At 66.4% G+C, this 11794-nt stretch carries 12 protein-coding genes; 1 reads left to right on the top strand and 11 read right to left on the bottom strand.

The features are described 5' to 3' along the window. Nucleotides 1-22: 22 nt before the first annotated feature. The gene (locus tag QQL87_RS22475; protein WP_284420952.1) at nt 23-874 is read left to right on the top strand and encodes a fumarylacetoacetate hydrolase family protein; all 852 of its coding nucleotides are present in this window, start codon (nt 23-25) and stop codon (nt 872-874) included. A gap of 176 nt (nt 875-1050) precedes the next feature. Here the strand turns inward: QQL87_RS22475 and QQL87_RS22470 are convergent, their stop codons facing one another. From QQL87_RS22470 to QQL87_RS22420, 11 genes are all read right to left on the bottom strand, one after another. Then, nucleotides 1051-2634, bottom strand: a complete 1584-nt coding sequence (locus QQL87_RS22470; protein ID WP_284420953.1) for a DHA2 family efflux MFS transporter permease subunit — start codon at nt 2632-2634, stop codon at nt 1051-1053. Beyond that, nucleotides 2631-3902, bottom strand: a complete 1272-nt coding sequence (locus QQL87_RS22465; RefSeq protein ID WP_284420954.1) for an HlyD family secretion protein — start codon at nt 3900-3902, stop codon at nt 2631-2633. Before QQL87_RS22465 ends, QQL87_RS22470 begins: the two co-directional genes overlap by 4 nt. Nucleotides 3903-4074: 172 nt before the next feature. Next, nucleotides 4075-4764, bottom strand: a complete 690-nt coding sequence (locus tag QQL87_RS22460; protein WP_284420955.1) for a YoaK family protein — start codon at nt 4762-4764, stop codon at nt 4075-4077. Between the two features lie 18 nt (nt 4765-4782). Then, a complete protein-coding gene (locus QQL87_RS22455) occupies nt 4783-6201 on the bottom strand; it encodes an alginate export family protein (RefSeq protein ID WP_284420957.1) in 1419 nt (472 codons plus the stop codon). Between the two features lie 14 nt (nt 6202-6215). Continuing rightward, on the bottom strand, nt 6216-7106 hold the full coding sequence (locus QQL87_RS22450) for a glyoxalase (protein ID WP_284420959.1): 891 nt from the start codon (nt 7104-7106) through the stop codon (nt 6216-6218). A 26-nt stretch (nt 7107-7132) separates the two neighbouring features. Further along, nucleotides 7133-7558, bottom strand: a complete 426-nt coding sequence (locus QQL87_RS22445) for a DoxX family protein (protein WP_284420960.1) — start codon at nt 7556-7558, stop codon at nt 7133-7135. A 1-nt stretch (nt 7559) separates the two neighbouring features. After that, on the bottom strand, nt 7560-9437 hold the full coding sequence (locus QQL87_RS22440) for an amidohydrolase (RefSeq protein WP_284420962.1): 1878 nt from the start codon (nt 9435-9437) through the stop codon (nt 7560-7562). Continuing rightward, on the bottom strand, nt 9434-9721 hold the full coding sequence (locus QQL87_RS22435; RefSeq protein ID WP_284420963.1) for a XapX domain-containing protein: 288 nt from the start codon (nt 9719-9721) through the stop codon (nt 9434-9436). The genes QQL87_RS22440 and QQL87_RS22435 overlap by 4 nt, the downstream gene beginning before the upstream one ends. Before the next feature lie 12 nt (nt 9722-9733). After that, nucleotides 9734-10378, bottom strand: coding sequence for a hydrolase (locus QQL87_RS22430; RefSeq protein ID WP_284420965.1), 645 nt, complete (start codon nt 10376-10378; stop codon nt 9734-9736). A gap of 35 nt (nt 10379-10413) precedes the next feature. Next, on the bottom strand, nt 10414-10926 hold the full coding sequence (locus QQL87_RS22425) for a hypothetical protein (RefSeq protein ID WP_284420966.1): 513 nt from the start codon (nt 10924-10926) through the stop codon (nt 10414-10416). Nucleotides 10927-10941: 15 nt separating this feature from the next. Then, nucleotides 10942-11766, bottom strand: a complete 825-nt coding sequence (locus tag QQL87_RS22420; RefSeq protein ID WP_284420967.1) for an alpha/beta fold hydrolase — start codon at nt 11764-11766, stop codon at nt 10942-10944. Nucleotides 11767-11794: the final 28 nt, after the last annotated feature.

The following is an 11794-nucleotide window of genomic DNA, read 5'->3' as shown; positions in this document are numbered from 1 at the left end:
GCTTCCTGCTCGAGGATATCAGATGAAATTTGCAAGCTTCACGATTCAGAACACGCCGTCCTGGGGACTGGTGGAGGGCGACACCATCGCCGACCTCGGCGCCGCCCTGCGCGACCGCTTTCCCGACCTCAAATCGGCGATCGCGGCCGATGCGCTGCCGGAGGCGGCGGCCGCCGCCTCCGGCGCCAGGCGGCATCCGCTGTCCGCGATCACGTACCTGCCGGTGATCCCCAATCCCGACAAGATCCTCTGCATCGGGTTGAACTACGAGACCCACCGCAAGGAGACCGGCCGCTCCGAGGTCGAGAACCCCACGGTGTTCGGCCGCTTCGCCAACAGCCAGACCGGGCACCTCACCAACATCATCCGGCCCCGGGTCTCGACCGATCTCGATTTCGAGGGCGAACTCGCCGTGATCATCGGCAAGCCCGGCCGCTACATCCCGCGCAGCGAGGCTTTCAAGCACATCATCGGCTATGCCTGCTACAATGAGGGCAGCGTGCGCGACTTTCAGCGCCATACCCATCAGTTTACGCCGGGCAAGAACTTTCCCGACACCGGCGCCTTCGGTCCGTGGCTGGTCACAGCAGACGAGATCGACGATCTCGGCCCGCTCAAGCTGCAGACGCGGCTCAACGGCGAGGTGGTGCAGGAGGCCACGATCAGCCAGATGATCTTCGACATCCCGCGCCAGATCGAATATTGCTCGTCGTTCACCCGGCTCGAGCCCGGCGACGTGATCGCCACCGGCACCCCCGGCGGCGTCGGCTCCCGCCGCACACCGCCATTGTGGATGAAGCCCGGTGACGTCGTCGAGGTCGAGATCGACCGCATCGGGCTGTTGCGGAATGGGATCGCGGACGAACAGGTCTGACGTCATCCTGTAGGGTGGGCAAAGCCGCCGCCGTCAGGCGGCAGCGTGCCCACCGTCGATCAGCGCGCGCCGCTGCAAGATGGTGGGCACGGCGCCACCACGATCTCGGTCGCCGACGCAGCGCGGCAGCGCCTTTGCCCACCCTACAAAGCGCGAGCGCCGTTTGTTGATGCTCCTCAATGCGCCATCGATGGTCCGCCGCCGAGCTTGACCTTGCGCAGGGTCAGCGCCAGCGGGATCGCCGACAACGAGATCAGCATCAGCACCCAGTAGACGTCGACATAGGCAAGCAGCGACGACTGCATCTGCACGGTCTGGCCGATCCACGCCACCGCCTGCTGCTGCGCCTGGAGCAGCGAGCTGCCATGCGCCGTGAAGTAGTTGGTGAGCTGATGCAGCGTATCCTGATAGGCCGGGTTCGACGGAATCGCGCCCTCCACCAGCCGGCTCTGGTGGAACTGCGCGCGATGCGACAGCACGTTGGCGGCGAGCGAGACGCCGATCGAGCCGCCGGTGTTGCGCGCCGCGTTGATCAGCGCCGAGGCCTGGTCGGTTCGCTCGGGCGGGATGCCGTTGTAGGATGCGGTGGTGATCGACAGGAAGATCAGCGGCAGGCCGACGCCGATCAGCATGCGGGATTCGGCGAAGAACCAGAAGCCGACATCGGCATAGACCCGCGTCAGGTCATACATCGCGAACGCCACGATGGTGGCGCCGGTCATGATCATGTATTTCGGCTGGACCTTGCCCGAGAGCCGCCCGACCACGAACATCATCGCCATCGTGACCAGGCCGCCCGGGGACAGGACGAGGCCGGCCCAGGTGGCGGTGTAGCCGAAATCCTGCTGCACCATCTGCGGCAGCATCTGCGTGGTCCCGAGCAGGATCGCGCCGGTCGCCAGCATCACCAGGAAGCACGCCCCGAACTGGCGCGAGGCTAGCATGCGCACGTCGACCGTGGGATTCTTGTGGTTCATCTCCCACGGGATCATCGCAATGAAGGCGGCGGCGCAGACCGCGGCGGTGAGCAGGATGAAGCGCGAGTCGAACCAGTCGTCCTCCAGGCCGCGGTCGAGCATCAGCTCGAGCGCGCCAAGGAACGTCGCCACCAGCAGGAAGCCGACGACGTCGAACCCCTGGCTCGGCTGGTTGCGACGCCCCGCGGTCGCTGCGGCGGGCTCCTGCAGGATCAGCGCGATCAGCACCATCGCTGCGATTCCGACCGGACCATTGATCAGGAAGCACCAGTGCCAGGACGCGTTGTCGGCGAGATAGCCGCCGAGCGTCGGACCGACCACCGGCGCGACGACGACGGCGACGCCGAACAGCGCGAAGGCCTGGCCGCGCTTGGCGGGCGGAAACGAGCTCGCCAGGATCGATTGCGCGACGGGCACCATGCCGCCGCCGCCGAGGCCCTGCAGGATGCGGAAGAACAACAGCACCTGAAGATTCCACGCCAAGCCGCACAGCACCGAGCTCGTGGTGAACAGGCCGAGGCACAGCAGGAAGAACGCCTTGCGGCCGAAGCGCCTGGCGAGATAGCTCGAAGCCGTCAGGCTGATCGCATTGGAGACGAGATAGGTCGTCACCACCCAGGAGGATTCATCCTGGCTGACGCCCATGCCGCCGGCGATATAGGGCAGCGCGACATTGGCGATGGTGGTGTCGAGCACCTCCATGAAGGTCGCGAGCGCCACCAGCACCGCGATGATCCACGGACTGCCGGCGCGCGGCGCGGAGAGAGCAGCAGCGTCACTCATAGCCTGGCTTTCAACCGCTCATAGAGCGTCGGCGTGGGATCGACGCGCACGGTCGGCACCACCGACATGCCCGGCCCGAGCGCGACATCCGCCGGCGGATCGTCCATTTCGATCTTGACCGGCACGCGCTGCACGATCTTGACGTAGTTGCCGGTCGCGTTCTGCGGCGGCAGCAGCGAGAACGCCGGGCCCGAGCCGGACTGGACGCTGGCGACATGGCCGCGGATCTCGCGCTCGGGATAGGCGTCGATCTGCAGGGTCACCGGCTGGCCGGGACGCATGTGATCGAGCTGGGTCTCCTTGAAATTGGCGGTGACCCAGACGTCGTCGGGCACGAACATCGTCAGCGCCGTGCCCTGGGCGGCGAACTGCCCGTCGGCCGCGCTGAGATTGACGATGCGGCCGGGCTGCGCCGCGGTGACCGTCGTATAGGACAGGTTGAGCTGCGCCTGGTCGCGCTGCGCCTCCGCCTGGGCGAGATTGGCTTGTGCGCTCTCGCGCTGGGCCTTCAGCGACTCCAGCTGGCGCTGCGCCACCTGCAGATTGGCCTGCGCCGAGCTCAGCGCCGCCTTCTGCTGCCGGAGCTGCGAATTGTACTGCTGCTCGTTCTGCACCGTGCCGGAGCCGGTGCGAGCCAGGTCCTGGTAGCGCTGCGCCTGCTGCTCGGCGAAGGTGAGGCTTGCCTGCGCCTGCTCGACCTGGGCCTGGCCAGCCGTGATCTGCGCCTGCTGCACGTCGATCTGGGCGTCGATATTGTGGATCGCGGCCTCGGCCGATCTCACCTGGGCGGCGGCCTGCGCCAGCGCGGTCCTGTAGTCGCGATCGTCGATGCGCGCGATGACGTCGCCGGCCTTGACGCGCTGGTTGTCGGTGACCGGCACCGACGTGATGTAGCCGGAAATCTTCGGCGCGATCGAGAACTGGCGGGCGGCGATGAAGGCGTCGTCTGTGGTCTCGTCATGGCTGGCCGCGTCGAAATAGACATAGCCGCCGGTCGCGGCAGCCAGCAGCAGGACGAGGCCGACCGCCGCCCCTATGGGATGCCGCCGCAGCAGGCCGCGACGCGGCTTATCGCCCTGTTCGCTTTGTCCTTCCGGAGCGGTCGCAGGCTGATCCGGCTGCGGCGCTTCCCTGTCGGCCTCGCGGCGCAGCTCCTTCACGGCATCGCCGCGCCATTGCTTGAGCGCGCGCTCGCGTGCCGGGACGGTCTGATCAACGGGTTTGGACGGGGGCGTGGACTCGGTGGTGGACGACGACTGCACGGCCATTCGGCGCTCCGAAAAGAACGATACTGTTTCGTTCTAAACTAGGGGACGGTTCACAACAGGCAAGCCCTCAGGGCCGCTTTCGGATCGATAACTTTTCGTGAGCCGGACCTAAAATTTCTGTCATCTGACCGTGGGCACGATCGGATGGCTTGGCACGCTGATCGCCGGGAACTCAGCGCGCAGGCTGCGGACCAGCGATGCGCGCGACGAGGGTCAGCGCGGCAACGATCGGCGGGATGACGAAGCACCAGCTGCCGAGCCTGACGAACAGCAGCGCCGCCGCGCCACAGCCGAGCGCGAACGCCGCGACGTTGACCGCCATCTGCACCAGCCGCCCTGGCGGCGGCGCCTGGCCCTTGTCGCCGACATAGATCCTGTCGGCGAGATCGATCATCACCTGCGTCGTGGTGCCGGTCATTAGCGTCGAGGGCGGCGCGGTCGGCAGATGGATGCGATGCACGGCGTTCTGGATCGCCATCGCCGCGACCAGCACCATGCCGGTGAGGATCGCCTCGTGGCTATCGCCATTGTGGAACGGGCCGAAATGGATGGCGAGCGCGGCGCCGAGCACGAGCAGCACCAGCTTGACGGCAATCAGGATCTCGAACGCGCGCGACCCGCGCCGTGACAGCAAGGTGCCGGCGAGCCGCGTGGCGATCACGACGACGCAGAACACCGGCAGCGCCAGCAGCTTGGCGATCGCGCCGGACGTGCCCAGCGCCAGCGCCGCACCGAAGGTGACGAAGTTGCCGGTGACATGCGCGGTGAACAGGCCCTGTAGTGCCAGGAACCCGGCGGTGTCGACATAGCCGGCGTTGACGCTGAGCAGCAGCGGGACGATGCGCGAGTCGGTCGTGGCCATGGATCCTGCCTTCGTTGATCAGAGCGCGTATTTCAGCTCGACGCCGATGTAGTCGGAGTCGTGCCCGCCGGCACGGCGCAGCGTGTCTCCGATGTCATAATGCACGGCTTCGAGCGCGCCGGTGAGATTGGCGTTGAAGCGATAGTCGGCGCGCAGCTGCGCATAGGCGCCGGACCAGAGACTGCCCTGCCCGGCCGTGCCGGCGACCGCGACATTGGGCTGGACGTAGATCGCGTCCGCCGTCGTCGCGCGCCATTGCAGCCCGATCGCGGCCATGAAGGATAGCGCGGCGGTGGGCTTCACCGTCAACGACGGCTTGAGATGAATCAGGTTGGTGTAGCCGGTGAAGCCGGCGAGCGAGAAATAGTAGCCGTTCGGAAACAGCGGATTGAAGGTCTCGATCCGGCCGTCGCCGGGATGGCGGTCGCCGGAGGCGCCGTCGAGCTGGAAGCCGATGCGCGGCTGCCAGGCGACGTCCGCAAAGGTGTAGCCGGCGCGCGCGCCGGCGCCCCAGGCGCGGATCTGCTTGGCCCCGACCGAGCCCGCCTGCCCCATCGCCTCGAGATCCCAGTCAAAGCCCGCGAGCTTGCCGGCGAAGCGGATGTCGAGAACGTGGCGCTGCTCGAGGCCTATGGCGTCGAGGAAGCGCGCATTGTCGCGCTGATAGTAGGAATAATACGACGATAGCTCGTTGCTGCCGAGCACCTGGCGCTCGACGCGCAGGGTGTGAAACTGGAACTGGCCGTTGGACGTATCGTCGAACGGACGCACCAGTCCGTATTGCACCGGCTGGCTGACGAAGCCGATGAATCGCCACGGGCCGCTCTCCCAATCCGCCCACAGCGCATCGAACGATTGGCGCACGTTCGGGCCGTCACGCGACGAGACGAAGCGCTGCAGGTCGAAGTCGAAATCCTGCCGGCCGACGCGCGCCTTGAACGTGCCCCGCTCGGTCGTATTGACGTAAGCCAGGAAGGCGAGCCGGAGATCGAGCGGGTTCTGGTCGGCGGAGGTGACGCTGGCCTTGCCGAAGGCTCTGGCGTCCTCGAGCTGGACGAACAATTGCCAGTGCTCGTCGAGATGCGCATCGGCGTGAATCTGCAGCCGCTGCAGCAGATGCGAGTCGGGCTTGCCCCCGCCGATGCCGAAGCTCGCCGCGTCCAGGCTCTCGAACCGCTCGCGCAGGGTCATTCCGAACGAGACATAGCTCTGCGGCGAGCCCGGCTGCAGCGGGATGTACTTGATCGGGTCGAAGGGCGCAGTGCGCCGCGCCGGGTTCGCCAGGGACGACCAGTCTTCCTGCCAGCGATTGGTGCGGATGACGGGACGCGCGGCCTCGTCCGCGGCGTGAACCGATGTGGCACACAGCGCCGCCAGCAGCGCAGCAGCGGCTGTCGTCCTTGTCAAAGCGCCTGCCATCCGCGACGTCGCCAACATCTGCCCGGCAGCTCCTACTTCACGACGGCATGGATCTCCGCGACATAGCCGCCGGGAAACTGCACCACCGCCTGCTCGCGCCTGTCCGAGGCGAACGGCGCGACGAGCACAATCGCGCCTGTTGCCTTCGCCTTGTCCAGGGCGGCCTTGAGGTCGGCAACCTCATAGCCCGTCATCTCGCGACCGAACGGATACGGCAGCTGCCCATCCGTGACCAACACCGCCATTTTGCCGAACGCAGACTCGATGCGGATGCGCCGATAATGGTCGTTGGCGCGCCCGATCTCTATGCCCGGCGCCTTGGGGTCGTCGGACACCACCTTGCCGTTCGAAAAGCGCAGGAAGGCGCGCGTGAAGGCTTCGGCACGCCCAGGCGAGACATAGACGCGGTTCTCAGGAACGGTCTGGAACGCAGCATAGGACGGCTTGGTCGTGTGCCAGTACAGCTGCATGTTGACGCCGCCCGGCCATTGGATCACGGCATCGCGCCCGATCGGATCGGGAAACGGCGCAACCACCACGTCGGCGCCGGCGGCTTTCGCCGCCTTGATCGCCGCGTCCAGGTCGGTGACGAGATAGCCGGTGCGCTCGGCGCCGAACGGATATGGGATTCCCGTCTTGAAGCCGAACAGCGACACGGTGCCGACCGGCGTCTGCAGCAGCTGCGAGGTCGTGCTGCTCGGCGCCGGCGTCACCGTGGCGACCACCTGCTTCGTGCTCTGGCCGCCGAAGGTGGCGAGAAAGCTCGCCGCAAATTTTTCGACGTCGTCGGGCGCAACGTAGACATGCGTCGTATCGTATTGCGGGCCGACGCCGATCTGCGGCGCGGACTCCCTGGCGAGTGCCGGTGCAGCCAGCAGCGTGGTGACGACGACGGCGCTGAGCAGATGACGCGAGCGGAGCATGACGACCTCAATTGAGCAGATGCGGATCAGGCGCGGCGCGCGCGCCAGGACATGACGGAGACGAGCACGAGGCCGGCGATCAGGCCGAGATGCTCGAAGAAGGCGTTCAGCGCCATGAAGCGATCATGGCCGGCCATGTGCCAGAAATCATTGGCGGTGAGCATGGCGACTGATGTCAGCACCCCGAGCGCACCGGCGCCAAGCCAGACCAGGCGATTGACGACGACCAGCACCGAGCCGATCAGCTCGACGGCGATCGCGGCCACCGCCCACAGCCAGGCCGGCTGCAGGCCGAAATGGGCCTGCTCGGCGATGGCGCCAGAGAAGTCGGTGAGCTTCTGGACGCCGCCGATCAGATAGGCCGAGACCAGCGCGAGCCGGGCCAGCGGCCATAGCCAGCGCCAATCCAGCACCGCGGCGATAGGCCGTGGCGTGTCGGACTTCGCTGCCATCTCACACCGCCCAGCAGGCGCAACCGAGCGCGCCCCAGAAGCTCTTGAGATCGGCTGCCGGGATCTTGCCCGACCAGGCGCGCGCGTGGTCATGGCCGTGCACGCCGCAGGCGCTGGCGCAGCCGCAGGTCTGTATGGCCTGGGCGCGAACGGCGCCATGATCGTCCTTCTCCAGCCAGGCGCCATAGCCGCCGAAGCGGCGCACCGGTGACCACTCCGGCATCGCCGGTGGCGGCGCGGCGTCGTCCAGCGGCTTGAAGTCGGACGCGGCGTAGACCACGCGGCCGCCGACCATGGTGAGCTCGCTCGTGATGTCGGCGATCTCGGACTCGGCACACGAGAAGAAATCACGATCCGGCACGATCAGGTCGGCGAATTGCCCGACGGCGATGCGGCCCTTCCGGCCCTCCTCGTTGGAGAACCAGGTGACGTTCTCGGTCCACATCCGCAGAGCGGTTTCGCGATCGAGGCAGTTGCGCTGCGGATACAGCCGCAGGCCGCCGACGGTGCGGCCGGTGACGAGCCAGGACAGCGAGACCCAGGGATTGTAGGACGCGACACGGGTGGCATCGGTGCCGGCGGAGACCTTGACGCCCTTGTCGAGGATCTTCTTCACCGGCGGCGTCGCCTCCGCCGCGCCGAAGCCGTAGCGCTCGACGAAGTATTCGCCCTGATAGGCCATGCGGTGCTGCACGGCGATGCCGCCGCCGAGCGTGGCGATGCGGTCGATCGACTGATCCGAGATCGTTTCGGCGTGATCAAAGAACCAGTGCAGGCCGTCGAGCGGCGTATCCTGGTTGACCTTCTCGAACACGTCGAGCGCACGCGAGATGGTCTCGTCATAGGTCGCGTGCAGCCGCCACGGCCATCTGTTCTGCACCAGGATGCGCACGACCTCCTCGAGCTCGCCCTCCATCTCCGGCGCCATGTCCGGCCGCGGCACGCGGAAATCCTCGAAATCGGCGGCGGAGAACACCAGCATCTCGCCGGCACCGTTGTGGCGGAAGTAGTCGTTGCCCTGCTTGTAGGTCGAGTTCTGCGTCCAGCGCAGGAAATCGTCCTTCTCGCCCTTCGGCTTCTGCGTGAACAGATTGTAGGCGAGCCGGATCGTGAGCTGGCCGTCATCGGCGAGCTGCTGGATCACGGCGTAGTCATCGGGATAGTTCTGGAAGCCGCCGCCGGCATCGATCGCACCGGTGACGCCGAGCCGGTTCAGCTCGCGCATGAAATGGCGCGTCGAGTTGAGCTGATAGTCGAACGGCAGTTTCGGCCCCTTGGCCAGCGTTGCATACAGGATCGCGGCGTTCGGCTTGGCGAGCAGCAATCCGGTCGGATGACCCTGGGCATCACGCATGATCTCGCCGCCCGGCGGCTGCGGCGTGTCCTTGTCGTAGCCCACGGCACGCAGCGCGGCGCCGTTCAGGATGGCGCGATCGTACAGATGCAGCAGGAACACGGGGGTATCCGGCGCCACGGCGTTGAGCTCGTCGATCGTCGGCAGCCGCTTCTCGGCAAACTGATGCTCGGTGAAGCCGCCGACCACACGCACCCATTGCGGCGGCGGCGTGATCGCGACCTGCGCCTTCAGCATGGCCATCGCATCGGCGAGCGAGCGGACGCCGTCCCAGCGCAGCTCCATGTTGAAGTTGAGCCCGCCGCGGATGATGTGCAGGTGATTGTCGATCAGGCCGGGCAGCACGCGCCGGCCCTTGAGGTCGATCAGGTTCGTCCGCGGACCGGCGAGCTTCATCACGTCCTGCTCATGGCCGACGGCGGTGAACACACCATCCTTGATCGCAACCGAATTCGCCTGCGGATTGCCGCGGTCGAGCGTCGTGAACAGGCCGCGATGCAGGATCAGATCGGGATGATCGCTCATGAGGCCTTCTCGCCTTGGGAAGGAGGATTGGTGGTCTCTGCCCGGCCGTGATGACCGGGCAAGAGGCCGAAGATGTGCGTGGCGCAGGCCGCCTTCTGCCACGCTGCCGAGAGGCTGGTGCCGCTCAGGAGCTGCCGGCCCACGGGGATCACCTGCTCGCCGACGAGGATGCCGAGCAGGCCGACCAGCGCCACAAGCGGCGGCGCCGGCGAGCGGACCTGAAGCAGGCTGTAGATCACGCCGACCAGCAGCCCCGCCCCGAGCGAGAACAGATAGATCTTCATTGAATGCTCCGGCTACTTCGTGCCGCCCTCGGAGGCATGCTCGCCGAGCGCCCATTTGGAGAAGCGGATCTGGATGCCGTAGGGCGAATGCGCCTTCAGGATCTCCATCATGCCGTCATAGGTCTCGGCGCGCGCCCAGTCCTGCTGCAGCTCGAAGGCGAACTGGCACGAGGTGATCGGCACCGCGCCGGCCTGCACCGCGCGATCCATCGCGCGGTTGTGCGCTTCCAGCGACAGGTCGCCGCAGGCGTCGGCCGGGATGTAGATCTCATAGCCCTCGCGCAGCATGTCGAGCGTCGGGAACAGCACGCAGGCCTCGGTCCACAGCCCCGCGATGATGAACTTCTTGCGCCCCGTCGCTGCGACCTGCTTGCGGAAGCCGGCATCGAGCCACGAGTTCATCGCCGTACGGTCGACGATGTCGTGGCTCGGAAACAGCTCGGTGACCTCCGGCATGAAAGGACCGGAGAAGGAGTCCTTGGCGACCGTGGTGAGCACGGTCGGAATCTTGAACAGTTTTGCAGCCTTGGCGACGATCTGGATGTTGTTGAACACGCCGAGACGGTCGTGCGACTGCACACCCTGATACATCGCGGGCTGGTAGTCGATCAGCGCGACAGCGCAGTTCTGCGGCGTCAGCATTTCGAGCTTCGACATGGACATCTCCTGGGAAAGCGTTGGGATAAAGAGGATCAAGCGAGCGAGGCGCGCGGCTTGGCGCCGCCGCGGGCAAACCGCCGCCACGCGAAAATGCCGAGAGCGAGGAAGAGCGCGAGCGTGACGAGTTGCGCGACCGCGAACGGCGGCTCGCTCTGTGTCGGCGCCAGCGCATTGAGCGGACCAATTTTCTGGAACGACTGCACGATGGCGACGAAGACGTTGAGATAGAGCGAAACCAGCGCCGTGATGACATAGACCGAGCGCCACCACCCCGACAGCGCGAACACGTAGAGCGCGGCGGTAGCCGCCGCGAGCAGCGCGAGCAGGAGGATGCCGATGATGCGCGGCGGATCGAGACCGAACGGCGGCAGCGGAAACCCGGTCACGCCCGTGAGAACGGTCGTGGCCAGGAACAGCGCCGCCCAGGCCGCCAGATGGCGGCCCGTGAGCATGCCGGCGAGCATGACGAGCCCGGTCGCAATTCCGATCAGGCTCAGCACCACGTGGATCTGCAGAAACAGCGGCGTGGGAATACCCCAGGTCATGCGTGCCTCCCCTGCTCAGCTCTTGATGAAGGCCAGGAGGTCGGCGTTGATCGTCTCGGCCTCGGTGGTCGGCATGCCGTGCGGGAATCCCTTGTAGGTCTTCAGCGTGCCGTTCTTGAGCAGCTTGGCCGAGAGCGGCGCGGAATCCGCATAGGGCACGATCTGATCGTCCTCGCTGTGCATGACCAGCACCGGCAGCGAGATCTTCTTGAGGTCCTCGGTGAAGTCGGTCTGCGAGAACGCGACGACGCCGTCGTAATGCGCTTTCGCGCTGCCCATCATGCCCTGCCGCCACCAGTTCTGGATCACTGCCTCGGACGGCTTGGCGCCGGGCTTGTTAAAGCCATAGAACGGCCCGGCTGCGACGTCGCGGTAGAACTCCGCGCGGCGGGTTGCGACCTGGGTCTGGAAATCGTCGAACACCGATTTCGGCAGGCCGCCCGGATTGGCCGCCGTCTGCACCATCAAGGGCGGCACCGCGGCGATGATCGCAGCCTTGGCCGCGCGGCTTTCGCCATGGCGCGCGAGATAGTGCACCACCTCGCCGCCGCCGGTCGAATGGCCGACATGGACAGCGTTCTTCAGATCGAGATGCGCCGTCAGCGCCGCGAGATCGTCGGCGTAATGGTCCATGTCGTGACCATCGGCGACCTGGGCCGAGCGGCCGTGGCCGCGGCGGTCATGCGCGACGACACGGAACCCGTGATTGAGGAAGAACATCAGCTGTGCGTCCCAATCGTCTGACGACAGCGGCCAGCCATGGCTGAACACGATCGGCTGCCCGGAGCCCCAATCCTTGTAGTAAATCTCTGTGCCGTCGTTGGTTTTCAGAACAGGCATGCTTCTCTCCTGGGCTGCGGTGACGCAG

The organism is Bradyrhizobium sp. SSBR45G, assembly GCF_030159255.1.
Taxonomy (GTDB): Bacteria; Pseudomonadota; Alphaproteobacteria; order Rhizobiales; family Xanthobacteraceae; genus Bradyrhizobium.
The sequence above is the reverse complement of the archived record's forward strand: the minus strand, read 5'-3'. Positions and strand labels throughout refer to the sequence as shown.

Excerpts from the sequence above, each read along its gene's own strand:
- QQL87_RS22475 (WP_284420952.1), top strand. The coding sequence starts at position 23 with ATGAAATTTGCAAGCTTCACGATTCAGAACACGCCGTCCTGGGGACTG.
- QQL87_RS22470 (WP_284420953.1), bottom strand. The coding sequence starts at position 2,634 with ATGAGTGACGCTGCTGCTCTCTCCGCGCCGCGCGCCGGCAGTCCGTGG.
- QQL87_RS22465 (WP_284420954.1), bottom strand. The coding sequence starts at position 3,902 with ATGGCCGTGCAGTCGTCGTCCACCACCGAGTCCACGCCCCCGTCCAAA.
- QQL87_RS22460 (WP_284420955.1), bottom strand. The coding sequence starts at position 4,764 with ATGGCCACGACCGACTCGCGCATCGTCCCGCTGCTGCTCAGCGTCAAC.
- QQL87_RS22455 (WP_284420957.1), bottom strand. The coding sequence starts at position 6,201 with ATGTTGGCGACGTCGCGGATGGCAGGCGCTTTGACAAGGACGACAGCC.
- QQL87_RS22450 (WP_284420959.1), bottom strand. The coding sequence starts at position 7,106 with ATGCTCCGCTCGCGTCATCTGCTCAGCGCCGTCGTCGTCACCACGCTG.
- QQL87_RS22445 (WP_284420960.1), bottom strand. The coding sequence starts at position 7,558 with ATGGCAGCGAAGTCCGACACGCCACGGCCTATCGCCGCGGTGCTGGAT.
- QQL87_RS22440 (WP_284420962.1), bottom strand. The coding sequence starts at position 9,437 with ATGAGCGATCATCCCGATCTGATCCTGCATCGCGGCCTGTTCACGACG.
- QQL87_RS22435 (WP_284420963.1), bottom strand. The coding sequence starts at position 9,721 with ATGAAGATCTATCTGTTCTCGCTCGGGGCGGGGCTGCTGGTCGGCGTG.
- QQL87_RS22430 (WP_284420965.1), bottom strand. The coding sequence starts at position 10,378 with ATGTCGAAGCTCGAAATGCTGACGCCGCAGAACTGCGCTGTCGCGCTG.
- QQL87_RS22425 (WP_284420966.1), bottom strand. The coding sequence starts at position 10,926 with ATGACCTGGGGTATTCCCACGCCGCTGTTTCTGCAGATCCACGTGGTG.
- QQL87_RS22420 (WP_284420967.1), bottom strand. The coding sequence starts at position 11,766 with ATGCCTGTTCTGAAAACCAACGACGGCACAGAGATTTACTACAAGGAT.